Raw genomic sequence first — 26,966 nt, forward strand, 5'->3', positions numbered from 1 at the left:
TACCCATGATGATTCATTTACTTATCGTTGATGCCCTGAACTTAATACGCCGTATTCATGCAGTCCAGGGCTCACCTTGTGTTGATACCTGCCTACATGCTCTTGATGCGCTAATCACACACAGCCAGCCGACGCACGCTGTCGCCGTATTTGATGACGAAGACCGGCGTGAAGGATGGCGACATCAGGTCTTGCCAGACTATAAAGCTGGCCGTGCGCCAATGCCAGAGTCCTTACATCAAGAAATGCCAATATTGCGAGCGGCCTTCGCCAAAAGAGGCGTGGCTTGTTGGCATTCTCAGGGAAATGAAGCAGATGATCTGGCGGCAACACTCGCTGTAAAAATAGCAGCAAGTGGGCATCGCGCCACTATTGTCTCGACCGATAAAGGGTTTTGCCAGTTACTCGCCCCGACAATTCAAATCCGTGACTATTTTCAAAAACGTTGGTTCGATGCGCCATTTATCGCGCAGGAATATGGCGTATTGCCGGAGCAGCTTGCTGATTTCTGGGGGCTTGCGGGGATCAGCAGCAGCAAGATCTCCGGCGTTCCGGGTATCGGCCCAAAAAGTGCCACGCAATTGATCAATCAGTTTTCAACGCTTGAAGCGCTGTATGAACGGTTGGATGAAGTACCAGAGAAGTGGCGCAAGAAGTTAGAGCAGCATCGGGAAAGTGCTTTTATCAGCCGCCAGGTGGCTCAACTGCAGACGGATTTACAGCTTGATGGGAATTTGCAGCAACTTAGATTACCGGGTTGAACGCCCTCACCCTAGCCCTCTCCCCCAGGAGAGGGAATAATTCAGCTTTTCTCCCTCTCCCTCAGGGAGAGGGTCGGGGTGAGGGTGGATTCCCCACCCTCAAACAAGATTAACGTTCGTCGCGACGGCCGCCTACAGCAGCCCACATGCGGCGCACGTGTACTGTCACTTCTTCACGGTCGTGATACAGCTGACGCGCCTGAATCTCCGCACTGATACCATTCTCTTCCAGCCTTTCACGTATCAGCGCCAGGTTCTGCGACACCTCTTCGTATCGTTTCTTCATTGGCAGCTTCAGGTTGAAAATGGTTTCGCGGCACCAGCCGTTAACCAGCCAGGTTGCCATCAGGCTCGCGACTTTCGCAGGTTTCTCAACCATGTCGCAAACCATCCAGGAGATATTGTTTCGTGTTGGCTTATATTTAAAACCATCTTCCTGCAGCCAGGTAACCTGTCCGGTATCCATCAAGCTTTGCGCCATTGGGCCGTTATCGACAGAAGAAACCCACATATTGCGTTTCACTAATTGATAGGTCCAACCGCCAGGGCAAGCCCCTAAATCAATCGCGTACATCCCGTTCGCTAAACGCTCATCCCACTCATCAGCAGGAATAAAAATGTGGAAGGCTTCTTCCAGTTTCAACGTTGAACGGCTTGGTGCGTCAGAAGGCAATTTCAGACGCTGGATGCCCATATAGAAAGGCGAGTTGTTAGTGGTATAAGAATAACCGGTGTAACAACATCCCGGTGCAATAAAGAACACATGCACCACTGGGCGTTTTGTTGTTTCGTAGTTGGTCAGGATACCGGCTTCACGCAGGCTGGCGCGCAGAGGCACGGTCAACTTACGGCAGAACTTCATCAACTCTTTACTTTCGTTGGTATCCGCGACTTCGACACGCAGATCGCCGCCTTTCTCTACCACGCCAGTCAGCATTCCGGTGATCGGCGTAATACGATCTTCTGACGGAAGATCTTTGAGCAGTTCACCCGCAACGATCATTTGACGAGCAAAGATCAGATCTTTGAACGGCAATTCACGCGCCAGTTTGTCAGCATCATCTTGCTGATAACATTCGTAAATGACGTAACCGCTGTTTTCTTTAACCCGTGCAAAACCGTAAACGCCATGCTGGCCGGCTTTATCGGTAATCTCTGCCGCACACTCTTTCTCAAAACCTTGTCGGCAGTACAAAATAACTTTATTCATGGCTTGCGCCCCTACGTTTCAGGCGCATTGCACCAATCAACATCAAGATCCAACCGGCAAGAAAACTCATTCCGCCGACGGGAGTAACAAACGCCCACAGGCGTAAGTGAGACAGCGCCAGGCAGTAAAGACTGCCGCTGAATAGAACAGTACCGAGCGCCATAAATACGCTGCTCCAGTAAAACCAAATGCTGATCCGGCGCTGCATCGCAACGGCCAGACCAAAAATCGCTAACGTATGAAATGCCTGGTATTCAAGACCGGTTTGAATCCACCCCATCTCAACAACACCAAGCGTTTTACTTAAAACGTGTGCCCCAAAGGCGCCAAGGGCGACAAAGATAAAACCGCTAATCGCGGTAAAAATCAGCATGAATCGGCTGGTCATGGTGTAACCCTAAAGTTAGGCGTAGCGGCATGCCTACGCGCTGGTTTGCTTACTGATCGTAGCGAAAACGGAATTTTTCTTGTTCGCTCGCTGTTTTCGCCAAAATCCACTGCCTGAAGGCCGCTATTTTACCCAGTTCTGCCTGGCTGTCATGACAAACAAGATAAAAGGCATTTTTGCTCACCAGAACATCATTGAACGGACAAACCAAACGACCCGCTTCAATCTCTGATTGCGCCATAACATTGTTTGCTAAAGCAATGCCTTGCCCGTGAATGGCGGCTTGAAGCACCATTGCACTGTGGCTGAAGATCGGGCCTTGCTGCACATTGATATGGCTTACACCCAATTGGCGGGTATATGTCTGCCAGTCACGACGAGACGCATCGTGCAGCAAAGTATGATGCGCTAAATCTTCTGGGGTTTTGATGGGCTTATCGCCGGTTAACAGCATCGGTGAACAGACTGGTAACAGATATTCCGCGTACAATTTTTCTACACGCAGACCCGGCCAGTTGCCGCGCCCGTAAAAAATCGCGACGTCGACATCATCCGAAAGTTTATCTTCCTGGCGGTCAACAGCCTGTATACGAACGTCGATTCCCGGATAAGCTGTATTAAAGCTTGTTAACCGCGGTACTAGCCAATGAATGGCAAAACTAGGCAACAAACTGACCGTTAAAGCCCCTTTGGCACTACGTGCCTGCAGCTTACGGGTTGCCTCGGTTAACTGCGAAAATATCTCTTTGATGTCCAGATAGTAACTCTGACCTTCTTCCGTCAGTAGCAGCGAGCGGTTGCGGCGGCGGAACAATTTTAGGCCAAGAAAATCCTCCAGAGACTTAATCTGGTGGCTGACGGCGGCCTGAGTCACGAATAATTCTTCGGCTGCTTTAGTAAAACTCAGGTGACGAGCTGCAGCGTCAAATACACGTAAGGCATTTAATGGTGGTAAACGCTTGGACATAGTTGATTGGCTTAAATGTTAAAGTCCGTTAACAAACAGATTAACTTAGTTAACCTATTAGTTTTTTTTATCTGAGCCATTATAAATTGTCCGTTGAGGATGCACCAGCAAATACCTATAGTGGCGTCACTTCCTGAGCCGGAACGAAAAGTTATCTGAAATGCGTGTTTCGGAGGGCTTTTGGCTTACGGTTGTGATGTTGTGTTGTTGTGTTTGCAATTGGTCTGGCATTCCAGACCCCGGTAGCTAAGCTACCCCTTTTTCACTTCCTGTACATTTACCCTGTCTGTCCATAGTGATTAATGTAGCACCGCAAATTGCGGTGCTTTTTTTTGCCTGAAATTTACTGATCCAGCTCAACCATCTCTTTTACATCAGTACGGTTAATCTGCTGTTTATTCCCATTAGCATCTTTGTACTGAATCATCCCTGTTTCATCATCGGTTTGAGGCTTGCCATCGGCGACAATGCTACGTCCGTCATTGGTGTGCATCACGTAGTTCGGACTTGAACAGGCTGAAAGAGCAAAAACCATTAGACCTGCTGATACTGCTGCGGCTGCCTTATTCATATTCTTCTCCTTAGTAGCGATTAATGCTGAATTACTCTTAAAAATAACCAAAGTAAAACATTCACCTAACAGTAATCAGCATAACCCTCTTTCACCAGGCTTGCCTGGCGAAGCAGAATATTCCGAAGGTTATTGATCCCTTGTGCGATTAAGACAAATGCGCCACGATCACTTCATAGTGATATGAGGAAAATCATGAAAACATTTAATCCCGCCAGTTTTCGCAGCCTGTTTCCGGCGTTGGCTGATGCTGGTGTCTATCTCGACAGTGCCGCAACCACACTTAAACCTCGCGCCGTTATTGAAGCGACTCAGCAATTTTATAGCCTGAGCGCAGGTAATGTTCATCGCAGCCAGTTTGCCGAGGCGCAGCGCCTTACAGAGCGTTATGAAGCGGCTCGCGATAGCGTGGCAGCTCTGCTCAATGCCCCTTCTGGAAAAGATATTGTCTGGACGCGTGGCACAACCGAAGCCATAAATCTGGTCGCTCAGTGTTACGCACGCCCGCGCCTGCAACCCGATGATGAAATTATTGTTAGCGAAGCAGAACACCACGCGAATTTCGTGCCGTGGCTAATGGTCGCTGAGCAGACCGGTGCGAAAATTATCAAATTGCCGCTGGGCAAAAATCTCCTTGCCGATCTCAGCAAGCTGCCTGAGTTACTTAACGCGCGGACCAAAATCCTGGCGCTGGGCCAAATGTCTAATGTCACAGGCGGCTGCCCGGATCTCGCCAAAGCCATTACGCTTGCCCACGAAGTTGGCGCGGTCGTTATGGTCGACGGCGCACAAGGTGTTGTGCATTGCCCGCCGGACGTACAGGCGCTGGATATCGATTTTTACGCTTTCTCAGCCCACAAATTGTATGGCCCAACCGGAATCGGGGCGCTCTACGGTAAAAGTGAGCTGCTGGAAGAGATGTCGCCCTGGCTAGGCGGCGGCAAAATGATTACGCATGTCTCATTCGAAGGATTTAAAACTCAACCCGTACCGTATCGCTTTGAAGCCGGTACGCCAAACGTTGCAGGCGTCATTGGCCTGAGCGCGGCACTTGAGTGGCTGGAGTCGGTTGATTTGACTGAGGCTGAGGCCTACAGCCGTGGGTTGGCGACACTCGCAGAAGCAGAGCTGGCAAAACGTCCTGGTTTTCGCAGTTTCCGCTGCCAGGACTCGAGCCTGTTGGCGTTTGATTTCGAAGGTGTTCACCATAACGACATGGTCACGCTGTTGGCTGAATCAGGCATTTCGCTGCGTGCAGGTCAGCATTGTGCGCAACCTTTGCTTTCAGCACTTGGCGTCACCGGCACATTGCGGGCTTCTTTTGCCCCGTACAATACGCAGAGTGATGTTGATGCGCTGGTCAAAGCTATCGACAACGCGCTGGAAATTCTGGTGGATTAAATGACAAGTGGATTTTTAGCCGGTCACCCATTCGGGACTGCTATCACCGCCGACAGCTTGCGCAGCAATTTTGCTCCGTTGCAGCAGTGGGAAGATAAATACCGTCAGTTGATCCTACTCGGGAAGCAACTTCCGGCCCTTCCTGCGGATCTCAAACGCGATAACATCGAAATTGCCGGTTGTGAAAACCGCGTCTGGCTAGGTCACAGCCTGCAAGCAAATGGGACGCTGCATTTCTACGGTGATAGTGAAGGACGCATTGTCCGCGGTTTGCTGGCGGTGTTACTTACCGCAATAGAAGGGAAAACGGCGGAACAGTTGCTGAATGAAGATCCGCTCGCCCTGTTTGATGATTTAGGGCTGCGCAATCAATTAAGTGCGTCGCGCAGCAGCGGGCTTGCGGCATTAGCACAAGCCGTTCGCGCGGCAGTTCAGGCCTGAGTACGCGCCGCTTTCGCCATCATTTTCTTTAATACATGGGACACCGCCACGAAACCAAAGCTGGCGGTGACCATGGTTGCCGCACCAAAACCGGATGCACAATCCATGCGTTTCGGGCCATCGGCGGTACTTTTCATCGCGCACACAGAGCCATCTGCCTGCGGGTAAACCAACGCTTCGGTGGAAAACACGCAGTCCACGCCGAGCTTACCTTTACTGTTCTTCACCACGCCAAAATCACTTTTTAATCTTTCGCGAAGCTTAGCTGCCAGTGGATCCTGAATCGTTTTCGCCAGATCAACCACTTGAATCTGCGTGGGATCGATTTGACCACCCGCGCCACCGGTTGTGACCAGTGGGATCTTGTTGCGTCGACAATAAGCGATAAGTGCCGCTTTAGGACGAACGCTATCAATGGCATCAATAACGTAACTAAAACCTTGATTAAGCAGCTGCGCCGTATTTTCCGCAGTAATAAAATCATCAACTACCGTGACGCGGCATTCCGGGTTGATTTCACGAATGCGGGCCGCCATCACTTCAGTCTTGGCCAGTCCTACGTTATCGCGCAACGCATGAATCTGACGGTTAGTGTTGGTCACGCAAACATCATCCATATCGATAAGCGTAATCGCGCCGATTCCGGTACGTGCCAGCGCTTCTGCAGCCCATGAGCCCACACCACCAATGCCAATCACGCATACATGCGCATCAGCAAACAGTTGCAGAGCATCACGACCATACAAACGAGCAGTGCCGCCAAAGCGTTGCAGCCAGGCATCGGACAAAACAACAGACATTACGTTTTCCTCGGAAAAATCTTTGCGGGTGTTGTGATAAATAAACAGTTGCGGATAAAGTTGACGGGCTGATTATACAGCCCGTCGGGGGGAAATATTAACCGGTAAATACGCTGTTAGTCGTGCCTGGGGCGTTTTTCAGTACCCAAACACGGCCATAGTGGTTGTACCAACCCGCACGGTGGCCGGCATCAGCCCCAATTCCCTGGTAAATGTCGAAGTGCTGGCCTTTAATCGCACCGCCAACATCTAACGCCACCATGACGCGTAATTCATACTGCCCACTGAATTTCCCATTGTTATCGAGTAACGGGACTTCAGCCAGAATCGTGGTGCCAGCAGGAATAATGGAGCGGTCAGAAGCCACAGACGCGCGGCCAATTAACGGCACGGCGCTCGCCCCTTTCACCGGTGCGAAGCTCGCAGGTTTAAAGAATACGAAGGATGGGTTCTGCTCAAGCAGCTCCTGCACTTCAGCCTGGCTGTGAGTTTCACCCCAATGGCGAATAGCCTGCATCGACATATCTTCTTTCTTTACTTCACCGCGATCGATAAGCACTTTGCCGATACTGCGATAAGCATGGCCGTTTTTGCCCGCGTAACCAAAGAAGGTTAATGGCTGACCATCACCAAAATCGATATAGCCGCTGCCCTGCACATCCATAATGAAGTTATCCATTAAGGAGTTGCTGTAAGCAATGATGTAGCTGTCGCTCAGTGCGCCATTGTAGATCTCGGCACGGGAAGGTAAACGCCCGCGTTTTGGCGGCATGCGGTAAATCGGATACTGGAATTCACCCTGACGGGTGTAACGCGCCTGCACCACCGGCGTGTAGTAGCCTGTGAATTGCACGTTACCGTAGTTGTCTGCGCCTTCCATCTGCCAGGCGTCAATGCCGTACTGGCTCAGCTTACTGGTATCGCCACCGGCCTGTAGCCACTGTTGAACGGCACCGTAAACATCACTCTTGCTATTATAGAGGCGAGGAGATGCGGAACGAATTTGGTTAACTTGCTCAGCAAAGTCACCGCCGTTGATCGGGGCCCCTACCGCATCAGGTCGGTTGACGAGGGAGAAAGGCTGGGTGAATTTCCCGTCCTTATATTGCTGACCTTTATCTGTCGGTTTCGAGGAACAGCCTGCCAGAATGGCAACCATCACTCCAGTTACAATGTACTTAGTCCAACGTCCTATCATCACTTCCTCGCCAGGTTTATGCCGCTATTCCCGACGGGAAGATAGCAAACGTGCCACAAGAATTAAACGTGTCGTGGCCCATAGATGCGGGATGTGCTCACTATTTATACTTAAATTAAATTATTATCAGTTACATGAGACAAATCGGGCATTTATTAAAAAAAAGGTTGCATCAAAAGCCGAGCAGAGTATAGTGCGCTTCCACGGACGCGGGGTGGAGCAGCCTGGTAGCTCGTCGGGCTCATAACCCGAAGGTCGTCAGTTCAAATCTGGCCCCCGCAACCAATTAAAAAGTCGCTGATAGTAGCGCGGTGATGAAAATCATTAGTAGTAAATAGTTATACGGACGCGGGGTGGAGCAGCCTGGTAGCTCGTCGGGCTCATAACCCGAAGGTCGTCAGTTCAAATCTGGCCCCCGCAACCAACTAAGTCGCTGATTATTCGCGCAATGATGAGAATCATTTGGGTACTAAAGAAGTTTACGGACGCGGGGTGGAGCAGCCTGGTAGCTCGTCGGGCTCATAACCCGAAGGTCGTCGGTTCAAATCCGGCCCCCGCAACCAACATTAAAGCACCTTAACAGGTGCTTTTTTTGTATCTAAAATTCATAGAAACACTCCGCAATACCCTAAATAATTTGAGTTGCAGCAAGGCGGCAAGGACGTGAGCCCAGGAGCTTACTTGAGTAAGTGACTGGGGTGAACGAACGCAGCCAACACGGCTGCAGCTCGAAGTATGAAGGGGATTATCCGCGTCGTGCCAGGCGCGAGCTATCTGCGAAGTACGCTCTGATCCCCGCCAAAATCGACTCCGCAACTTCCTGCTGGAAGGTGGCTGTACGCAGCTTTCGCTCTTCTTCAACGTTACTGAGAAATGCCGTTTCCACCAAAATGGAGGGAATATCTGGCGCTTTAAGCACTGCAAACCCCGCCTGATCGACGCTATTTTTATGCAGTTTATTGACGCGCCCCAATCGGGTCAGCACTTCTTTGCCGAATTTAAGGCTATCGTTGATAGTCAAAGACTGGACCATATCGAACATTGTATGGTCGAGATATCGGTCGCCACTCTTGCTCACCCCACCGATTAAGTCGGCGGCGTTCTGTGTTTGAGCGAGGAATTTTGCCGCGGTACTGGTCGCCCCTTTGGTTGAGAGCGCAAACACTGAAGAGCCTCGCGCCGCGCCAGAGGTAAATGCATCCGCATGAATAGAAACAAACAAATCAGCACGTTGCTTCTGCGCTTTTGCCACCCTGACTTTTAACGGGATAAACACATCCTCGTTGCGCGTCATATAGGCTTTCATATTCGCTTCTTTATCAATCAGCGCTTTCAGGCGACGAGCGATTTGCAGCACGATATCTTTTTCACGCGTCTTGTTCGGCCCAATCGCTCCGGGATCTTCACCACCGTGCCCAGGATCCAGCATGATAATGATCGGTCTGTCGCGACCCGCCTTGCCAGGCTTCGGCCCTTGTTCCGGTGATGGCAGTGAATCTTTATCCAACTTACCGTTGTTGTAATCTTCCAACAAAGCCAGCAGCGGATCTTGCTCGCTGTTCATATTGGCCGGATAGAGATCCATCACCAGGCGTTCTTTGAATTCAGCCACCGGAGCCAGTGCAAACAAGTGCGGTGTTACGTTTTGCTTGAGTTCGAAAACCATGCGCACGGTTTGAGGATCAAACTGACCCACACGCGCGGATTTAATGAAAGGATCGTCGCCACGAATCTGGGCACCGATGCCCTTCAATACTGAATTTAAATTCACACCTTCTATGTCGACAACCACCCGATCAGGATTGCTTAACGCAAATTGTCGGTATTTAAGCTCCCTGTTCGATTCCAGCGTGACTCGCGTGTAAGACGATGCGGGCCAGACACGAACCGCAATGACCAGGCTTGAGGCCGCAAAGCCAACCTGGCTAACACTCAGTAGCCACAAAGCGCCCGCGCCCTTTAGTAAGCGGCGACGACTAATTAATGAACGGGAATCTGACATAGCTCTCCTGAGCGGTGTGTTTCCGTGAACCGAATAACCAATTTTATTTTTTTGAGCCGAAAACTTTAGCGAATCGGGCTTAGGCTGTCACTCATAAAAGGGTAAACATTCGCAATCAAGTACCTGGCGGCAACGGCACAGAAATTTCTGCTTTGCGGTAATTGCTGCTTGCACCGAGAGCAATAAAAGAATAAAAATACAGAAATTACGAATAATCATGCAATGAGGGCTTGCCGTGGTGAAGGAACGTAGAACCGAACTGGTACAGGGATTTCGCCATTCTGTTCCCTATATAAATGCCCATCGGGGAAAAACGTTTGTCATTATGCTTGGCGGCGAAGCCATTGAACACGAGAACTTCTCCAGTATCGTCAATGATATTGGGCTGTTGCACAGCCTGGGGATTCGTCTGGTGGTGGTGTATGGTGCGCGCCCGCAAATTGATGCCAATCTGGCTTCGCATAATCATGAACCTGTCTATCACAAACATACGCGTGTTACTGATGCAAAAACCCTTGAGCTGGTTAAACAAGCCGCCGGTTTATTGCAGTTGGATATCACTGCGCGTTTGTCCATGAGCCTTGGCAACACACCGTTGCAAGGGGCGCATATCAATGTCGTCAGCGGTAACTTTATTATCGCGCAGCCGTTAGGCGTAGATGATGGTGTGGATTACTGCCACAGCGGTCGTGTTCGTCGTATCGACGAAGAAGCCATTCACCGCCAGCTTGATAACGGGGCGATTGTATTGATGGGCCCAGTTGCGGTTTCCGTTACAGGTGAAAGTTTTAATCTCACCTCCGAAGAAATTGCTACGCAATTGGCCGTAAAACTGAAAGCCGAAAAAATGATTGGTTTCTGCTCTTCACAGGGCGTGATCGACGATACCGGCAATATCGTTTCTGAACTCTTTCCTAACGATGCGCAAAAACGCATTGAAGAGCTGGAAGAAGCGGGTGATTACCATTCTGGCACCGTGCGTTTTCTGCGAGGCGCAGTCAAAGCCTGCCGTAGCGGCGTGCGTCGCAGCCATTTGATCAGCTATCAAGAAGACGGTGCGCTATTGCAGGAGTTGTTCTCCCGTGATGGTATCGGTACGCAAATCGTAATGGAGAGTGCGGAGCAAATTCGTCGAGCCACCATTAACGATATCGGCGGTATCCTGGAACTCATTCGCCCACTGGAACAGCAAGGGATTCTGGTGCGTCGCTCACGTGAACAACTGGAAATGGAGATCGACAAATTCACCATTATCCAGCGCGACAATCTGACCATCGCTTGTGCGGCGTTGTATCCGTTCCAGGAAGAAGGGATTGGTGAAATGGCCTGTGTTGCAGTTCATCCTGACTATCGCAGCTCATCACGTGGCGAAGTATTGCTACAACGCATTGCCACACAAGCCCGGCAAATGGGGCTGAGCAAGCTATTTGTCCTGACAACCCGTAGCATTCACTGGTTCCAGGAGCGTGGCTTTATGCCAGTTGATGTCGAGTTGCTGCCCGAAAGCAAAAAAGAAATGTACAACTATCAGCGCCGCTCAAAAGTGCTGATGGCAGATTTAGCCTGACAAACTCGCTAGCCCTGCTAAGGGCTAGCTAAAACTTTCCATCAATCCGCTGCGTCGTTCCGTCTTCGTCACAATCGCTTTTTCCAACACCCGATCATCGGCATACAAAGACAATCTGCTGCGCGCACGGGTGATAGCGGTATAGACCAGCTCACGCGTCACCACAGCGGTGTATTGATTTGGCAGAACCAGGGCGGCGTGCTCGAATTCCGACCCCTGTGATTTATGTACCGTCATGGCGTACGCTGTGTCATGCCCCGGCAAACGGCTTGGTTGCACAGATTTGATGGTGCCATCAGGCATCGGGAACCAGACGCGCAGCCCCTCACCTCTATCCAACGCAATACCGATATCCCCGTTGAACAACCCCAATGAACTGTCGTTACGGGAAATCATAATGGGTCTGCCGTTATACCAGCGCGAAACCGTCGGGTTTGGCCGCTCAATCCATCGTTTTTGAACCAGCGCCTGCTCAATGCGATTATTCAGGCCACTGACGCCAAACGGGCCATCCCGCAATGCGCATAACAGCTGATAGCGTCCGAAGGCATCAAGAATAGCGGCGGGTTCGGCATGATTGCGAACTAACTCCAGGTATGGCCGATAACCTTCCACCGCATCAGCAATCATCAACGCATAATCTTCAGTCTCACGCAGCGGCTGTTTCGAAATATCGCCAAAGCCTTTGGCAAAGACAATTCTGGCCTGCTTCACATCGCTGGCGTTGACAGCAAATGCCAATTGTCCGATGCCGGACTTGCTATCAAAACGGTAGCTTTTTTGCAGCAAACATAGCCCATCGCGCAGCACGCTCGCCTGACTTCCCTCCCCCGCAGGCAGTGAATAGCCCGTCAGTCGACTTAACTCCGCCGCTCTTTCGCGTGGATACCCATGCGTAACGTAGTGGCAGATATCCCCAAGCACCGCCCCTGCTTCCACAGATGCAAGTTGATCGCGATCGCCGAGGAAAATGACCCTCGCGTGCGGTGGCAACGCGTTAATTAACTTCGCCATCATCGGCAAGTCGACCATCGAGGCTTCATCTACCACCAGCACATCCAGATGCAACGGATTACCGGCGTGATAACGCAGACGTTGGCTATTGGGTTGTGCGCCCAATAAACGGTGCAACGTACAAGCGTCGTTCGGCAATGCGGCTTTCTGCGTGTCATCCAGCGGTAAACGTCGTAACGCTGAACCCAGTGATTCCGTTAATCGCGCTGCGGCTTTACCTGTCGGCGCCGCCAATTGGATGCGTAAGGGGGCTGTAGTGGTGAGCTGAACCAGGGCTGCGAGTAACTTCGCCACGGTGGTCGTTTTACCTGTTCCCGGCCCGCCAGAAATCACTGAAATACGTCGAGTCAGCGCTACAGCTGCTGCAACTTTTTGCCAGTCGATATCAGCCATCGGTTCAAAAAGCTGGCTCAGAACGCGAATGACCTGCTCATCATCGAGAGGTATCGCGCGGTTCTCCTCTCCAAAAAACCGCGCAACTAACTGTTCGTTTTGCCACATCCGGTTGAGATACAACCGTTCGCCAATCAGCTTTAATGGCGTGGCACCTTCATGCTCACTCACCGCATCTGATGCCAGCAACACTTCGCGCCAGCCGGACTTGACGGCGGCCCCGGCAAAAAGTTGTTCGGCCAGGTCTGGTTGCCGCCCGTTAAAACAGAATTCGGGTGTTAAACGTGAAAGAGGAAGGCACACATGGCCTTCACCGGCATCATGGCTGACTAACGCGGCCGCCAGCATGACGGCAGGTTGCTCATCACCGGCAATCATCATGGCGAACTGGGCATCCAGAGCACGCAGCGATTTCTGCTCAACCGCTTGCTGTAACAACTCAGACATTTTCATGGCGCAACCTCGTCCGTTTGTTCCGCAATATCCGTTTTCAATGCAAAGAGTGTGTCCATTTTCGCTATTAATTGTTCGTCAGGACGGGTGGTAAATATTCCTTGTGACGAACCGTTACTTTCAACGCCGCGCAAGAAGAGGTAGATGACGCCCCCGAAGTGAGTTTGGTAGTCATAATCAGCAATGCGGTGGCGTAAATAACGGTGCAGCGCCAACGTATACAGCTGATATTGCAGATCATAACGATGAGCCTGCATCGCCTGGGCCATGGCATCCTGAGTGTAGGCGCTGCTGTCTTCTCCTAACCAGTTCGATTTGTAATCCAGCAGGTAATACCGCCCTTGCCAGCGGAACACCAGGTCGATAAAGCCTTTCAGCATGCCGCGTACTTGTCTGAAGTTTAACGGTGAGCAACCTGATGATAACGGATCATATTCCCGAACCAGTTTATCCAATTGCGCGGCGTGTAAATCACTCGCAATCGGCAGATAAAACTCCAGCTCGACCTGTTTGTTCTGAGGCGTTAACTGGCTGAGGGAGACGCCCGTTTCATTTAACGGAGCCTGTAAAATGGTGTGCAGCCATTCCTTTAATCTCGGCTGCCACTCCTCGCTAAATCCCTGCTCAGTGAGTTGCTTCAGAATCCACGCATCGTCAAGCGGCTGTGTAAAATCAATACCTTCGAATAAGCTATGGAGGAAAGTGCCAGGACCTGCCCCGCGTGGGAAGGTGTGCGGAGTGAGTAATGGTTCACTTTGTACCGATGCCACTCCTGCGGCATCCACATCCAGCCGCGGCAATAAATCCTGTGCAAGACTGCTGCCATGCTGTTGCAAACCTGAATAACTGGTAACACGCCAGTTATCAGTAACCTGCCGTTCCATCGTGCGGGCACTCAACTGCGGGAGTTCGGCACTCACCGGTTGCCAGGGCGTGTAATCATCAGATTGGGCTTCTTCGATACTCACCGACTCACTCGCCAGTTGCGTTAAGCAAGACTGTAATCCCGCCGCATCTTTCGCTTCGCCCTTTTGCACAAGATAACCCAATGCCCCGAGATGCAGGTCGCTGGCCCCTTTTTTGGCGCGGTTGCCTTTAAACAACGGCGCCACACCAATACTGCAATGCCAAATGGAACGCGTCAGCGCGACATACAACAGACGCAAATCCTCCGCCAAACGTTCTTCTTCAGCGAGACTCAGGCTCTCTGCATCGTCGCTCAAATCCAGCAACGGCGAGAATGTCGAGCGGTCGTGATATAAGCCACTGTTTTGCGAACGATAGTTAGCGATGAACGGTAGCCAAACCAGCGGATATTCCAGCCCTTTTGATTTGTGAATAGTGACAACCTGCACCAAATGCCTGTCGCTTTCGAGACGCAATTGTTGGCTGAATGAATTGCTGTCAGGTTCGGCAACCTGCTGCGCCAACCAACGAACCAACGCATGCTCACTGTCAGTCTGCGAGGCTTCTTCTTGCAGCAATTCGCTGATGTGCAAAATATCGGTCAGACGTCGCTCACCACCTGGCGTTGCCAACAAGTTTTCGGCTATCTGGCGACGGGCAATTAGCGCACGCAACATCGGCATCACGCCCCGGCGCAGCCAGATGTGGCGATATTCTGAAAACTCCTCGACCAGTTGATCCCAGGCATTTTCATCTTCGTTAAGCGCTTCAATCATGCGGGCATCAAGACCTAACATGCTGGTCGCGACGGCACTGCGCAGCGCGGTTTCTATTTCAGGCGCCAAAACAGCCTGCAAAATCCACAATATTTCTCGCGCTTCTGGCGTTGCGAACACCGAGTCGCGGTTTGAAAGATACACGGACGGAATATTCAGACTCGTCAGTGCTTCACGCACAATGGACGCCTCGCCACGGCTGCGTACCAGAATGGTGATGTCAGACGACTGTACTGGACGCGATTCTTCGCCTTTCCACAACAAAGCTTCGCCGCGCTGTCCGGCACTCAACCAGTCCCGAATCTGCTGCGCGCACTGCATGGCCATGGTTTGTTGGTAATCACTCACTCCGCAGCCATCACCCGATTGGGCCCAGAATGTCATCGCCGCCTGATTTTTTCCTTTGAACGTAAAACGCAGGCCGCTGTTTTTCGCCGCAGCTTTCACCGCTAAGAAAGGAATTTGCTGGAATAAGAAGGGATTATCCAATTGCTGGAACAAGGTATTGACGCTGCTAATCATCCCAGGAGATGAGCGCCAGTTGGTATCCAGCGTGTAGTGGGCACTTACCTCATGACGCGCTTTCATATAGGTAAAAATGTCCGCGCCACGGAATGCGTAAATCGCCTGCTTGGGGTCACCGATAAGCAACAATGCCGTATCAGGCTGATTGATATATAAGCGTCTGAAAATACGATATTGCTGCGGGTCGGTATCCTGGAATTCATCAATCATTGCTGCCGGGAAACGTGCCCTGATGGCCGCGGCCAGCGCGTCGCCACCTGGTTTGTGCAGCGCTTCATCCAGGCGAGTCAGCATGTCGTCAAATCCTAACTCGCCACGGCGACGTTTTTCCTGCTGCACGGTGTAGCGGATTTCAGACATTGCGCGGGCGATGACCAAATCACGCAGCGTCAGCGGCTCACCCAACAGCGAATTAATTGCCCTGAAAACAGGATGCTGCGGCGGTTGGCCTTCTTTGGTTTTCTCATCCAGCATCGATTGAGAAAAGCGTTCCAACTGCTCAGGCAATTTGTAGGTTGTGGTTTCTGTTTGCGCCCAGGTTCCGACAATATTCAGCCAGTTAGGCAAATTTTTACTGCTGTAACTGCGGCGATCAATTTTTGCTTCACTGAGAATTTGAGCAATGTCGTCCGCGCAGTCACGCCACTGAGTTTTCACATCCTCAATCGCGGCAATGATCTTTTGATGTCGAGCGAGCAGGGTTTCATCATCCGCAGGCGGCTGCTTCAGGACCGGCTGCTCACCCTGAAGCCAGCTGTTTATATCCTTGAGCAACTCCTCAGGCCCTGCCCATTCCTCGGCCATAACTTTCGCTATCGGCTTCGGCAGTGGGTAGCAATGGCGACGCCAAAAGTCAGCACAAGCATGGCGACGTAACAGCGATTCATCTTCTATAAGCTGTTGCTCGAACAACATACCCGATTCAAACGCGTTAAGGCTGAGCATCCTTTGGCAAAAGCCATGAATGGTAAAAATGGCCGCATCATCCATTTGCTGTTCAGCAAGACGCAAAATTCGGGCCGCCTGGTGAAGATCGGGGATCTCTGCCAACAAGTTTTGGAACAGGGGATTATCAGTTCGGTTGCGAACGCAGGCGATGCGCAATTCATGAATGTTGGCACGAATGCGACCACGGAGTTCTTCGGTCGCCGCCTGAGTAAACGTTACGACCAATAATTCTTCAACGGAGAGTGGGCGGGGATGGGCATTTTCACCACCCAGGCCAAGCAGCAAGCGTAAATAAAGTGCTGCGATGGTGAATGTCTTTCCGGTACCGGCAGAGGCTTCAATCAACCTCTCCCCTGTCAAAGGTAAACTTAGGGGATCAAGAGGTTGCGTGGTTCCGGTCATTATTTACCCTTCATCTTTCAAGTTGCGGGTGTATTAGCTGCACATTATCACCCATTGACTGAATCAAATCAGCCAATGAGTTAATTCCTTTGCGGCCCGGCAGTATCTCAAACTATTTAGGATCGACGAGCGGCAATGATTGTTGCAGGCCGCTGACTCCCTTCCAGGTTTTCCACCCATCTGGCGCAGCGTATTCCGCCTTGCCATTGTTGTTGCCAGAAATTTGCGAAAGAACAGCCATTCCTTGCGGTTCAATCACAGCCTGATGGAAGAAATCAGCCAGTTTTTGTGGCGTCAGCTTTTTAATTTCAGCGACAACTTTATCACGCGAATCAAAGTCCAGGTTTCCGCGATCGAAATCTTTGCTCAATTGAGAAGCTTCCTGCGACAAGGTTTGCGGCGCCTGCATAATTTCACTGATCATCCCCTGCTGCATTTGTGCAAAATCCTCTGCACTCATGCTACGCAGCTTTTGCTCAGCGGTTGGGTAAAACGCTTTAAAGCGTTGGTACAAATAGGCCGGTTGTTTGTCGTTGCTTTGCAGCAAGAAACCAATCCCCCACTGACGCCCAATCGACATCGGGAAGGCAAATACCGCATAACCCAACTGCTCTTGTGTACGTAACTGGTTGTAGAACCACGGCTGAATAATTTGCCCTAACATTGAGCTGTAAGCGGTACTTACAGTTTCATCAAAACCTTTTGGCACGTAAACCGCTGCCAGAGCGGAATCCGTACTGCTGCCCGCTTTTTCGAACATGGCTAAATGTTGTTTATCTACCAGCACATCCTTATTACGGCACCATTCGTTTCCTTCGGTGGCAAGTTGGCTTTGTACGTTATGCGCCAGATCCTTTGCCTGCTGAGGAGACATGTTACCCAGTACCAAAAATTCAGGTTTAGCATGGGTTTTTAACGCATCACGGTAATCAAGCACATCTTGTAATGTCAGTCCTGGCAACAGCGAACGGCGCACTTCGCGTTGGAAATAAGGTACCTGCGACACCATTTGCACTGGCATAATCGCCTGATCGTAAGCTTTGCCCTTGTCCGCCGAATCCATCATTTGGGCATACCATGACTTCGCCTGATCCAGTTGTTCCTGGGTCGGGGTATAGGAGAAATAGCCCTTCAACAGCGCTTCAAATAATTGCGGCAAACGTTGGGTGTAGCCATTGGCATTCACCATCAAACCGCTGTTAGCATTGGTTGAGAAACCAATCCCCCCGACAGATGCCTGGTTGCTTAACTGATCCAGCGCAATACCTGCCAGATAGTCATTCAGAGCAAATAATACCTGGTTTTTCGCGCTGTCCATCGCCTGCGGATTGCGCAGCACCATCGTCACATCTGCCTTAGGTTCGCTGGCAAAATAGCGGCTTGGCATATACAGCACGCGTAAACCAGGCTCTTTTACCAACAACTCTGGATGAGCGTAGGTTTTTTCAGGTTTGACCAACGTAAAGTCATCAGGGATGTAAGGGTTCAACTTAGGCAGTTCCAGCTTAATTGCCGCTGATTTTTGCTGCCAGTCGTTGAACACTTGCGGCGTAATTTTATCGACCTGATAGGGAGCTTCAACAAAATAAGCCGTTTTGTTATGAGGCTCTTTCGGGCTGATATACCAGACGCGGGCATTTTGCGGCGTCATCATATCCAGCCGTGCTTTGATAGCTGCCGGGTCATATTGATCGGCAATATTCACGAAATCCAGTGTATGTTCAACCGGCACACGCAGCATGGTGTCGGCTAACCATTCAACGTAATCCATATTGCGGGTTATTGACGGGTAACGGAAGTCGAGATCCAGCACATGGGCGAGCTCATCGAAGTAGCTTTTATCGACACCTGTTTCACGTAATTTATTCAAATAGCTGAAAATAGCCGCCACGACTTCATCACGCTGGGCAAGACCTTTATCAGTCAATGACACTGAAATGGCGAACACGCCGCTATTGCCATTAACAATGGGATCGGAATCAGCACGAATGCTGTCTGCGAGGCCTTGCTTTTGTAACCAGTCGGAAAGGGTATCGTTGCTACGGTTGCCGATCAAATAGCCAATCAATTCATCCGTTTTGCTGCGGAATTTATCGCTATTATTGTCGATTCGGAACTCCACTCGCACCACTTTGCGCGGCAAGGCTGGCACGTAGTGAATCACTATGCCTTTTTGCGCGTCAGTCACAACGGGCACGTCAATGGTCGGCCTTTCGATATTTTTATTCGGCACACGCCCATAGGTATCCACCGCAATCTTTGCCAATTCAGGCAATGGCTTATTGCTGTAAATAACCGCTTTCATCAGGTTCGCGGAATAATATTTATCGCGGAAAGCCACCAGCGCATCCAGCAACTTGCTGCCCGGTTTATCGCGCAATGTTTCCAGATTACCGCCCGAAAAACGTGAGCCAGGGTGAGCTGGGTTGATCGTTTCTGCACTGACTTGCGCCATACGCATACCGTCACGGGCACGGGCTAAGGTCAGTTCAGCATTCACCGCATTGCGTTCACGTTCGGCATATTCAGGTGCGAGATTTGGTTCAGCGATAGCATCAGACAAACGGTCGACCGCTCCTTCCAGTGCATCGTTTTCCACCTCAAGGTAGAACGCGGTACGGTAAGTTGCGGTGCTGGCGTTATGGCTGCCACCATGCTTTTTGAGAAACTCCGACAGGCTATCCGGTTCAGGATATTTTTTAGAACCCATCAGCGTCATATGTTCAAGGTAGTGAGCCAGGCCAAGATGGTCGTCTGGATCTTCTAATGATCCAACCGGAACCACTAATGCAGACAATGACTTAACGGCTTGCGGATCAGAGACCAGCAGGACCGTCATACCATTATCAAGACGTACGGCCTGATATTGACGATTGTCTTTCTCACTTTTACGGATAGTTTCCTGGATAGGTTGCCAACCCGTGTCTGCCTGACTTAATGGTGCCCAAAGAGCGACTAACAAGAAAAGCGGTTTTAACCAGGTGCTACATTTAGGCATTAACGAACCTCATAATCACGAAACTTCCTATACCCTTAGGACTTCAAGTTGCAGGAGTCGCTGTAATTTGAAGTACTAAGGGTATAACTCACTCATCATTAACAACTTTCAAACAAACATGTTATTTTTAGTTGATGCTTTTTTCGCCAATCCTGAGCAAGTTGCGCATAATAGATGAACCTGCCGGATTGTGCAATTTTTATACAACTTTTTAAGCTTTGTTGAAACGAAACAAAGGCAGCAAGTAACGCTCAGCCTCGGTGATGATGGCATCGTAGTAATCCGGATCCAGCGTTCGATACAGGCGTTGTAGCCACATATCAGCCCCTTCACCTTCCACTCTCTGATTCCCTTCCCAGGCTGCCAATAACTTGCTTTTGGCTTTCTGCTGCATTTGCTCATCCCATAAAATGGCATCATTCGCCGGTTCGTAACAGGCTTTTATCCACGCCCCACCACTTATTGGGAGGAGGAGAAGGGGTTGTACTAATCCTTTGCGATAACCATCAATAAGTTGCTGGAGATAGTTTTTTGCCTGCTCGAGATCGAGGGAAGGGAATTTCCATTCGGTCGAATCCCGCCCGTACAGACGGCTTTCACCTCTTCCTCCCATCGCACACCAAACCACATGTTCAATCCACAATTGCAAACCATGTGCAGGATTGAGAATGGAAGGCCGCCAGCGCAGCAGACCATCTTCCTGTACATCCGACAGCCATCCTTCCAGACTTGTTCCATCGATTTGCAACGACACTTCCAGGCTATTGCCATTCTGTCGCTCGGCTCTCACTTTTTTCGCCAGCTCTTCCATCTCTGTGAGCTGGCTTTCCCATAAAATTTCCCCAAAAGCGCCGTACGGCAAGATCCCCGCCGCCCGATAACGGCGGAATAGCTGCTGCGTGTCACCTTCCTGAACCAGGGTATTCAGCAATTCCTGATTCATCTGGAAACGTTCAAGGCTATCTAATGTGAAAGGTTCCGCATCCGGGAGATCGGTTTCTTCAAGTCGGAAATTGATGCCCAAACGCATCTGGAAAAAGGCGCGAACAGGATGCCGCCAGAAACGTTGCAATTGATCCAACGTGATGACGTCATCAGCATCTTCCTGCAAGGGTTGAATAAACGGAACCTGCGGATTGCCTTGCTCGCTTGCGGCGGGCAACCATTCCCTGGCATAGCTTTGTGCCGTTACGCCGGGGATAAAATTCCCCGACTCAAACGGGGTACGGTAATGCTGCTGAACCAAATATTTTTTCACACGCTCGTTGCTAACATCACAGGTTTGTTCTGAGTCCTGCGGCAAACAATGGCTTTGTGCGATGTAGTCCAGGAGTTCGTCAACCAATACAGAAGGATAGCGCTGGCTGTTGTCCTGAATAGAACGCCCGATATAACTGATATAGAAGCGCATTTGTGCTGAGTTAAGCGCTTCAAGGAACAAGTATCGATCGTCATCGCGACGGCTACGATCACCTCGCTGAGGTTTCTGACTCATTAGATCAAACCCAAGCGGTGCCAATGCGCGTGGGTAAACGCCATCATTCATGCCAAGCAAACAGACCACTTTGAACGGAATTGAACGCATCGGCATCAGGGTGCAGAAGTTGATCGGCCCTGCCAAGAAACGCTGGCTAATGCGCTCTTGATCTAACCGCTGTGCCAGCTCCTCACGCAATAAAATTAAGGAGATGTTCTCTTGATAACGCGACTCAAGGCCATATTTGATGATGTCCTGCCACTGTTGTTCAATCAGCGCCAACGCGCCTTCCGTTTCCGTATCTGGAAGGAAGAAGCTCGCTAGCATTTCACGGCAAACAGTCGTCCATTCCGCCAATGGGCGCGCCACCGAGAGCTCGCGACGCCAATTGTTCAACTGCATTAACAGCTCGGCAAGTTGCCCTACGAGTTCAGCAATTAAGCCGCTCGATTCATCATAAGGAAGGATCGACTGCCACTCTCCTGCCTGGCTATCCATTGCATAGCCCAACAACATGCGAGTTAAACCAAAGCGCCAGGTGTGCTGCCCGGTAGCCGGAAGATCCCATTCACGTACGTTGTCGTCGTCAATCCCCCACCGGATCCCCGATTCATTCACCCACTGGCGTAGGTAGCGCAGCCCTTCTTCATTAATTGAGAAACGCGCAGCCAGTGCGGGAACTTCAAGTAAAGCAAGGACATCCTGCGCGGCAAAACGGCTATCAGGTAGTGAAAGTAAGGAGATAAATGCTTGTAACGCTGGGTGAGCTTGTCTCGCTCGCCGGTCAGAAATCGCAAACGGCAACCGCCGTTCACCTACAGCATTACCGAATACAGCCTGGATAAACGGGCTGTAACTGTCGATATCTGCCACCATCACGATGATGTCACGCGGCGTAAGTGTTGGGTCAGCATCCAACATAGCCAACAATTGATCATGCAGTACTTCTACTTCGCGTTGAGGGCTATGACACTCATGGAAGGTGACAGAATAATCTTCCGGTGAAAAGACGCGTTTATTATGGCTGTGCTCAAACTCTTCTAGGGTAAGCCCCGTGACCGCATTGTTTTGTAACTCAAGCAAATCGTACTGCAAATTGCGCAGTAAATTATTGGGCTCGATATCAACGAAAACATCAATTTCTTCGAATTGTTGCAGCTCGGCCAACAAGTACGTGTAATCACGCCCTAATTTCCCCCACGATGCCAACAAAGGGTTGCCAATATCTTGCTCACCGTCGTCGTTGAATAGTGAAGAAGCGGTATTGCTGTCTTTAAATAGCGGAAGCGTAATGTCTTCCTGAGTATGTTTGCGTCGGCGGCGACTGATTAACCGGGCAAGATAAGACGGATCTTTAATATCGCCCCAGTAGTAACGGCAAGGGTTCGTAAACAGTAAATGCACATCAATGTGTTTACCCAGAGCTTGCAGCGCCTGAAGGTAAACCGGTGGTAACGCTGAAATCCCACATATAAAGACGCGGGGCGGTAAACCTGGCGGACATTCAGAGGTAGATTCTAGGGCTTTAATGAAACGCTGATAGAGATTTGCGCGGTGCCATTCTGGCTGACCAAGTTCTTGCGTATGGCGAACCAGTGCCGCCCATAGCGGAGCCTGCCACAATTGAGCTTCGCCCACATTGTCGACAAGCTCTCCCTTTTCCCACTGACTTAGCCAATCTGGACGATAGACTAAATATTGGTCATAAAGGTCAGCAATTCTTGAGGCTAGTTGAGAAAGTTTTCGGCCATTTTCATCGTCTTCAAGATATTGCTTGAGCAGTGCAAACTCAGGCTGTTCAAACATGGTCGGGATGAGCGTCATTAACTTCCAGCTCATGCTTTGTTTATTGAACGCACTTTGCTCTGGGATATTCGGCAACACGCGGACAAACATATCCCATATAAAGCTCGCCGGAAGGGGGAAGCTGATGTTGGCCGCGATACCGAATTTTTGCGCCAGCGTCATTTGTAGCCATTGCGCCATGCCGGTACTTTGTACCAATATCACTTCGGGCTCAAAAGGGTCCGGCAATGGTTGCTGTTCTACAATAAATTCCATAATTGCTTCCAGCACATCCAGCTGGTTGGAATGGTAAACACGCAACATAGAATCGCTACTCCTGACTTTTCTCTTTCTGCAGGCAATGTAACCGTGACAGCTGCCCAGTTCGCCCTGCCGGGCTCTTAATCGTAACATCGATGCTGACACATCCAGCCGCCGATGTCTGCTGCCGACTGACTTTCCATTCATCAGCCGGTAAAGGGGATTCTGGCTCACTCATTTCCAGCGCCAGCCTCCAAAGTTGCCGGAATTGCCACTGAGACTGAAAACCTTGCTGTAAAACCCGGTGATAGCCAAGTAAAGCCAACATCACTACCGAGAACAAGGCCATGGCACAAAGCACTTCAACCAAGCTGAATCCACGCTGCAATGATTTTATTGGGGGAGTTGGCATCGTGTCGCCTCAGAAAAAGGGCAGAAATCCAACCAGCCATGTGGTGTTGATGACCATTGTGAGTTAACCAGTGTTCCCCATTCCCAAAGAATCAGCGGCATTTTTTGTCCTGATACCATACCGAACGCCGCCATAACAGCTTCATTTTTCTCCACCACTCGCACACAACTTTTCCAGCCTTTTCCAGTGTGCTGCTGGCACTGCCAGGATTGCTGTGATTGCCACGATAACTGGCCTCCCCAAGCTTGAGCTGAAACTGCACTGGCATATTGTTTAAGGAAATCGACTTCACTGGCGACCAGAAACCGTTGGTGGCTTAACTGCTGCTGTAATCCGCCGAGCATTAAGATCCCCAGAGCAAATAGCAGTAGTACAAATCCAAGGGTGATATTCCCCCGCTCTAATTGCCTGCTCACAGGTTATATCCCACTACTGTGTGGCGAAGTGACACTGGGTTTTGACCACTTTTCGAGGCCCCTGCAAGTTCGATAACCAACAAGGGCGACATGGCATGTCGAGCCAAGCGGGTGACTGTAAATCGCTGTATGACCAGCGTCGCAGGATCGGATAATTTATCCCAACCACCGCCTTCGCAATGGGTCGCCCCACGTAGTGTTTCCAGATCGGTACCGTTCAGTCGAAAGCCTGTCTGCTCTGCTTGTGCATGGCTGCCTGGTTCCCAGCGTCCGTTGCTATTGCTATCCCATTGCGACAACACGCATTCCCCTCCTTTGCTCAATACCAGTCCCTGCCCTGAGCAGTTTCCGTGGCAATAGCCTGCCCGCTGCAGCTGCTTTCCCAAACTGAATGCTAATTGCCATAGCGACTCTTGCACGGTTTCTTTCTGGTACTGCTGCAATACAGCGCGTTGAAGTACCGGAAATAATCGGCCAGCCCCAAGCAGAACAATGCTACTTAATGCCATCGCAATGAGCGTTTCAAGTAAAGTAAACCCCTGCTGATTTAGCTGCATTTGTTACTCCCGACAACCTCACAAACTCGAATGCGTCCTTGAGCCGACAGCACCACACGCCATTTTCCTGCCGCGCTTTGCAACGTGATGTGACCTGGCCAGGCGGTATTTCTCAGGCCATAAAATCCAAGCCCCGCCGTTACCTCGCTAATATCGACATCTGTAAAAGGTTGAATTAACCTCCAGCGCCCTTCAGATAAACATTGGGTAGCTTCAATTAGCTTGCTGGATAGGCACCAGCTTTTCCCTGGGCGATTCACCGTAAGCAAATGGTCGCGATTATTCCAATTGGCATCGCTGCGTAGCTGTTCGAGCAAATGACGAATATGCTGGGTGGTTATCCACATTCGCTGCTGTTGCTGCCATTGTTGCCATTGTTGCCAGCCGTACACCCCGCCTGTGCTAAGCGTTGCGACAATAACCATCACCACCATCATTTCTATTAAGCTAAATCCAGACTGTTTTGTTTTCATGGCAGCAGTGTGCCAGTCACTCAATTCTTCGCTACTGAAGATGATTGGATTCTGAGGATGTCTCGAAGGAAATTTTTGCTGTTGCTGTACGTTTCAGAAGTGCTGGAAGGAGGCTCGCAATACCATAATTGGGGCAAAAAAAACCGGCGCACAAGTGGCACCGGTTATGGCAGGCTGTCACCCGTTAGATAGCGACAGGAGCTTTGATCGCAGGATGAGGATCGTAGCCTTCAATTTCGAAATCGTCGAAACGATAGTCAAACAGAGACTCAGGTTTGCGTTTGATTACCAGTTTTGGCAGAGCGCGGGGTTCACGCGTTAACTGCAAACGCGTTTGCTCGAGGTGGTTGCTGTACAAATGGGTATCGCCACCTGTCCAGACAAAATCACCCACTTCCAAATCGCATTGCTGCGCCATCATATGTACCAGTAATGCGTAGCTGGCAATATTAAATGGCAGGCCAAGGAAGATGTCGCATGAACGCTGGTAAAGCTGGCAAGAAAGCTTGCCGTCAGCCACGTAGAACTGGAAAAACGCATGGCATGGAGCCAACGCCATTTTATCCAGCTCACCCACATTCCACGCCGAAACAATGATGCGGCGAGAATCTGGGTCGTTTTTTAACTGGTTAATGACAGTGGTTAACTGGTCAATGTAGCGGCCATCAGGGGTTGCCCAGGAGCGCCACTGTTTGCCATAAACGGGGCCAAGATCGCCATTTTCATCTGCCCATTCGTCCCAAATTGAGACGTTGTTTTCGTGCAGATATGCGACGTTGGTATCCCCTTTCAGGAACCACAGCAGTTCATGAATGATGGAGCGTAAATGGCAGCGTTTAGTGGTAACCAGAGGGAAACCATCTTGCAAATTAAAGCGCATTTGATGACCGAAAATCGACAGCGTACCTGTACCCGTACGGTCATCTTTTGGTGTACCGTTTTCCAGCACATGTTTCATCAAATCAAGATATTGTTGCATGTTTCCTCACGAAAGCTGTTGCTGTGGACGACGACGATACGCCCAAACCATCATAATCACACCGGCCACAATCATCGGAATCGAGAGGATTTGCCCCATGCTGATGTACTGTACCCACTCACCGGTAAACTGAGCATCTGGCTGGCGGAAGAATTCGACAATGATACGGAAAGCACCGTAGCCAATCAGGAACAGGCCGGAAACAGCCCCCATCGGACGTGGCTTACGAATATACAGGTTCAGGATAATGAACAGTACGATGCCTTCCAGAACCATTTCGTAAAGCTGAGAAGGATGGCGCGGCAAAACACCGTAGGTGTTAAACAAGGACTGCCATTCAGGATGCGTCGCCAGCAGGCCGATATCTTCGCTGCGCGAACCAGGGAACAGCATTGCCCAATGGAAGCCAGGATCAACGCGCCCCCACAACTCGCCATTGATAAAATTACCAAGACGACCAGCACCCAAGCCAAATGGAATCAGTGGCGCAATGAAATCCGATACCTGGAAGAAGGAGCGATGAGTTCGACGTGCGAACCAGATCATCACACAAATAACGCCGACCAACCCACCATGGAAGGACATACCGCCATCCCAAACTTTAAACAGGTACAGTGGATCGGCAAGGAAAGAAGGCAGGTTGTAGAAGAATACATAACCAAGACGCCCTCCAAGGAATACCCCCAGGAAGCCGGCGTACAGCAGGTTTTCGACTTCGTCTTTCGTCCAACCGCTGCCTGGTTTCTTGGCACGACGACCCGCAAGCCACATGGCAAACACGAAGCCGACCAGGTACATCACTCCGTACCAGTGCAAAGAGACTGGCCCAATGGAAAAAATCACCGGGTCAAATTCAGGGAAATGCAGATAGCCACTATTCATCTG

The 26,966-nt window shown here is 50.5% G+C and carries 21 protein-coding genes and 3 tRNA genes; 7 read left to right on the forward strand and 17 right to left on the reverse strand.

What is annotated here, in order from left to right; genetic code table 11:
* Nucleotides 1-5 precede the first annotated feature (5 nt).
* Nucleotides 6-761 carry a flap endonuclease Xni gene (gene xni, locus BSPA111_RS07035; protein WP_183270464.1) on the forward strand — a complete coding sequence of 252 codons (756 nt, stop codon included), beginning with the start codon at nt 6-8 and terminating at the stop codon, nt 759-761.
* A gap of 109 nt (nt 762-870) precedes the next feature.
* On the opposite strand, the gene rlmM is transcribed toward xni, so the two are convergent.
* From rlmM to BSPA111_RS07055, 4 genes are all read right to left on the reverse strand, one after another.
* Nucleotides 871-1,971, reverse strand: a complete 1,101-nt coding sequence (rlmM, locus tag BSPA111_RS07040; protein WP_183270465.1) for a 23S rRNA (cytidine(2498)-2'-O)-methyltransferase RlmM — start codon at nt 1,969-1,971, stop codon at nt 871-873.
* Entirely contained in the window at nt 1,964-2,359 is a 396-nt protein-coding gene (locus tag BSPA111_RS07045) for a DUF423 domain-containing protein (RefSeq protein WP_064543833.1), read from the reverse strand. Before BSPA111_RS07045 ends, rlmM begins: the two co-directional genes overlap by 8 nt.
* 49 nt (nt 2,360-2,408) lie before the next feature.
* Nucleotides 2,409-3,326 (reverse strand): glycine cleavage system transcriptional regulator GcvA, encoded by a 918-nt coding sequence (gene gcvA / locus BSPA111_RS07050; RefSeq protein WP_064543831.1) that lies wholly within the window; start codon nt 3,324-3,326, stop codon nt 2,409-2,411.
* Nucleotides 3,327-3,669: 343 nt separating this feature from the next.
* Nucleotides 3,670-3,897 carry a YgdI/YgdR family lipoprotein gene (locus BSPA111_RS07055; RefSeq protein WP_183270466.1) on the reverse strand — a complete coding sequence of 76 codons (228 nt, stop codon included), beginning with the start codon at nt 3,895-3,897 and terminating at the stop codon, nt 3,670-3,672.
* A gap of 195 nt (nt 3,898-4,092) precedes the next feature.
* On the opposite strand from BSPA111_RS07055, the gene csdA reads away from it, so the two are divergent.
* A complete protein-coding gene (csdA, locus tag BSPA111_RS07060; protein WP_183270467.1) occupies nt 4,093-5,298 on the forward strand; it encodes a cysteine desulfurase CsdA in 1,206 nt (401 codons plus the stop codon).
* On the forward strand, nt 5,299-5,739 hold the full coding sequence (csdE, locus tag BSPA111_RS07065) for a cysteine desulfurase sulfur acceptor subunit CsdE (RefSeq protein WP_183270468.1): 441 nt from the start codon (nt 5,299-5,301) through the stop codon (nt 5,737-5,739).
* On the opposite strand, the gene tcdA is transcribed toward csdE, so the two are convergent.
* Together tcdA and mltA are read right to left on the reverse strand one after the other, a co-directional pair.
* Nucleotides 5,730-6,539: a tRNA cyclic N6-threonylcarbamoyladenosine(37) synthase TcdA gene (gene tcdA / locus BSPA111_RS07070; RefSeq protein WP_183270469.1), complete on the reverse strand. Its 810-nt coding sequence runs from the start codon at nt 6,537-6,539 to the stop codon at nt 5,730-5,732. The two genes, csdE and tcdA, sit on opposite strands and share 10 nt — an antisense overlap.
* Nucleotides 6,540-6,636: 97 nt before the next feature.
* Nucleotides 6,637-7,737 (reverse strand): murein transglycosylase A, encoded by a 1,101-nt coding sequence (gene mltA, locus BSPA111_RS07075; RefSeq protein ID WP_183270470.1) that lies wholly within the window; start codon nt 7,735-7,737, stop codon nt 6,637-6,639.
* A 208-nt stretch (nt 7,738-7,945) separates the two neighbouring features.
* Here mltA and BSPA111_RS07080 point away from each other — a divergent pair.
* From BSPA111_RS07080 to BSPA111_RS07090, 3 genes are all read left to right on the forward strand, one after another.
* Nucleotides 7,946-8,022: transfer RNA gene (locus BSPA111_RS07080), tRNA-Met, on the forward strand.
* A gap of 62 nt (nt 8,023-8,084) precedes the next feature.
* Nucleotides 8,085-8,161 (forward strand) — tRNA-Met (locus BSPA111_RS07085).
* 62 nt (nt 8,162-8,223) lie between these two features.
* Nucleotides 8,224-8,300, forward strand: a tRNA-Met gene (locus BSPA111_RS07090).
* 182 nt (nt 8,301-8,482) lie between these two features.
* Here the strand turns inward: BSPA111_RS07090 and amiC are convergent.
* Nucleotides 8,483-9,739 carry an N-acetylmuramoyl-L-alanine amidase AmiC gene (gene amiC, locus BSPA111_RS07095; protein ID WP_183270471.1) on the reverse strand — a complete coding sequence of 419 codons (1,257 nt, stop codon included), beginning with the start codon at nt 9,737-9,739 and terminating at the stop codon, nt 8,483-8,485.
* 235 nt (nt 9,740-9,974) lie between these two features.
* Here amiC and argA point away from each other — a divergent pair, with 235 nt between their 5' ends.
* Complete coding sequence (gene argA / locus BSPA111_RS07100; protein ID WP_183270472.1) at nt 9,975-11,306, forward strand: amino-acid N-acetyltransferase; 1,332 nt, start codon at nt 9,975-9,977, stop codon at nt 11,304-11,306.
* Between the two features lie 24 nt (nt 11,307-11,330).
* Here the strand turns inward: argA and recD are convergent, their stop codons facing one another.
* The 10 genes from recD to lgt form a co-directional block, all read right to left on the reverse strand.
* A complete protein-coding gene (recD, locus tag BSPA111_RS07105; protein ID WP_183270473.1) occupies nt 11,331-13,166 on the reverse strand; it encodes an exodeoxyribonuclease V subunit alpha in 1,836 nt (611 codons plus the stop codon).
* Nucleotides 13,163-16,723 (reverse strand): exodeoxyribonuclease V subunit beta, encoded by a 3,561-nt coding sequence (recB, locus tag BSPA111_RS07110; RefSeq protein ID WP_183270474.1) that lies wholly within the window; start codon nt 16,721-16,723, stop codon nt 13,163-13,165. Before recB ends, recD begins: the two co-directional genes overlap by 4 nt.
* A gap of 112 nt (nt 16,724-16,835) precedes the next feature.
* Nucleotides 16,836-19,721 (reverse strand): pitrilysin, encoded by a 2,886-nt coding sequence (gene ptrA / locus BSPA111_RS07115; protein WP_183270475.1) that lies wholly within the window; start codon nt 19,719-19,721, stop codon nt 16,836-16,838.
* 211 nt (nt 19,722-19,932) lie between these two features.
* Nucleotides 19,933-23,307 (reverse strand): exodeoxyribonuclease V subunit gamma, encoded by a 3,375-nt coding sequence (gene recC, locus BSPA111_RS07120; RefSeq protein WP_183270476.1) that lies wholly within the window; start codon nt 23,305-23,307, stop codon nt 19,933-19,935.
* Between the two features lie 7 nt (nt 23,308-23,314).
* Nucleotides 23,315-23,656 (reverse strand): prepilin-type N-terminal cleavage/methylation domain-containing protein, encoded by a 342-nt coding sequence (locus BSPA111_RS07125; RefSeq protein WP_183270477.1) that lies wholly within the window; start codon nt 23,654-23,656, stop codon nt 23,315-23,317.
* Nucleotides 23,638-24,072: a DUF2509 family protein gene (locus BSPA111_RS07130; protein ID WP_183270478.1), complete on the reverse strand. Its 435-nt coding sequence runs from the start codon at nt 24,070-24,072 to the stop codon at nt 23,638-23,640. Before BSPA111_RS07130 ends, BSPA111_RS07125 begins: the two co-directional genes overlap by 19 nt.
* A complete protein-coding gene (locus tag BSPA111_RS07135; protein ID WP_183270479.1) occupies nt 24,069-24,629 on the reverse strand; it encodes a prepilin peptidase-dependent protein in 561 nt (186 codons plus the stop codon). Before BSPA111_RS07135 ends, BSPA111_RS07130 begins: the two co-directional genes overlap by 4 nt.
* Nucleotides 24,620-25,102: a prepilin peptidase-dependent protein gene (locus BSPA111_RS07140; RefSeq protein WP_183270480.1), complete on the reverse strand. Its 483-nt coding sequence runs from the start codon at nt 25,100-25,102 to the stop codon at nt 24,620-24,622. The genes BSPA111_RS07135 and BSPA111_RS07140 overlap by 10 nt, the downstream gene beginning before the upstream one ends.
* Before the next feature lie 184 nt (nt 25,103-25,286).
* Nucleotides 25,287-26,081 carry a thymidylate synthase gene (gene thyA / locus BSPA111_RS07145; protein ID WP_183270481.1) on the reverse strand — a complete coding sequence of 265 codons (795 nt, stop codon included), beginning with the start codon at nt 26,079-26,081 and terminating at the stop codon, nt 25,287-25,289.
* Nucleotides 26,082-26,087: 6 nt separating this feature from the next.
* Nucleotides 26,088-26,963, reverse strand: a complete 876-nt coding sequence (gene lgt / locus BSPA111_RS07150; protein ID WP_183270482.1) for a prolipoprotein diacylglyceryl transferase — start codon at nt 26,961-26,963, stop codon at nt 26,088-26,090.
* Nucleotides 26,964-26,966: the final 3 nt, after the last annotated feature.

This window comes from Buttiauxella sp. A111, from assembly GCF_014189855.1.
GTDB classification, from domain to species: Bacteria; Pseudomonadota; Gammaproteobacteria; order Enterobacterales; family Enterobacteriaceae; genus Buttiauxella; species Buttiauxella selenatireducens.

What these genes read in the sequence shown, in the direction of transcription:
- recD (WP_183270473.1), bottom strand. Translation starts at nt 13,166, where the DNA reads ATGAAAATGTCTGAGTTGTTACAGCAAGCGGTTGAGCAGAAATCGCTG.
- BSPA111_RS07055 (WP_183270466.1), bottom strand. Translation starts at nt 3,897, where the DNA reads ATGAATAAGGCAGCCGCAGCAGTATCAGCAGGTCTAATGGTTTTTGCT.
- xni (WP_183270464.1), top strand. Translation starts at nt 6, where the DNA reads ATGATGATTCATTTACTTATCGTTGATGCCCTGAACTTAATACGCCGT.
- csdE (WP_183270468.1), top strand. Translation starts at nt 5,299, where the DNA reads ATGACAAGTGGATTTTTAGCCGGTCACCCATTCGGGACTGCTATCACC.
- BSPA111_RS07135 (WP_183270479.1), bottom strand. Translation starts at nt 24,629, where the DNA reads ATGCAGCTAAATCAGCAGGGGTTTACTTTACTTGAAACGCTCATTGCG.
- ptrA (WP_183270475.1), bottom strand. Translation starts at nt 19,721, where the DNA reads ATGCCTAAATGTAGCACCTGGTTAAAACCGCTTTTCTTGTTAGTCGCT.
- mltA (WP_183270470.1), bottom strand. Translation starts at nt 7,737, where the DNA reads ATGATAGGACGTTGGACTAAGTACATTGTAACTGGAGTGATGGTTGCC.
- BSPA111_RS07125 (WP_183270477.1), bottom strand. Translation starts at nt 23,656, where the DNA reads ATGCCAACTCCCCCAATAAAATCATTGCAGCGTGGATTCAGCTTGGTT.
- BSPA111_RS07045 (WP_064543833.1), bottom strand. Translation starts at nt 2,359, where the DNA reads ATGACCAGCCGATTCATGCTGATTTTTACCGCGATTAGCGGTTTTATC.
- csdA (WP_183270467.1), top strand. Translation starts at nt 4,093, where the DNA reads ATGAAAACATTTAATCCCGCCAGTTTTCGCAGCCTGTTTCCGGCGTTG.
- thyA (WP_183270481.1), bottom strand. Translation starts at nt 26,081, where the DNA reads ATGCAACAATATCTTGATTTGATGAAACATGTGCTGGAAAACGGTACA.
- recC (WP_183270476.1), bottom strand. Translation starts at nt 23,307, where the DNA reads ATGTTGCGTGTTTACCATTCCAACCAGCTGGATGTGCTGGAAGCAATT.
- amiC (WP_183270471.1), bottom strand. Translation starts at nt 9,739, where the DNA reads ATGTCAGATTCCCGTTCATTAATTAGTCGTCGCCGCTTACTAAAGGGC.
- gcvA (WP_064543831.1), bottom strand. Translation starts at nt 3,326, where the DNA reads ATGTCCAAGCGTTTACCACCATTAAATGCCTTACGTGTATTTGACGCT.
- lgt (WP_183270482.1), bottom strand. Translation starts at nt 26,963, where the DNA reads ATGAATAGTGGCTATCTGCATTTCCCTGAATTTGACCCGGTGATTTTT.
- recB (WP_183270474.1), bottom strand. Translation starts at nt 16,723, where the DNA reads ATGACCGGAACCACGCAACCTCTTGATCCCCTAAGTTTACCTTTGACA.
- rlmM (WP_183270465.1), bottom strand. Translation starts at nt 1,971, where the DNA reads ATGAATAAAGTTATTTTGTACTGCCGACAAGGTTTTGAGAAAGAGTGT.
- tcdA (WP_183270469.1), bottom strand. Translation starts at nt 6,539, where the DNA reads ATGTCTGTTGTTTTGTCCGATGCCTGGCTGCAACGCTTTGGCGGCACT.
- BSPA111_RS07140 (WP_183270480.1), bottom strand. Translation starts at nt 25,102, where the DNA reads ATGAAAACAAAACAGTCTGGATTTAGCTTAATAGAAATGATGGTGGTG.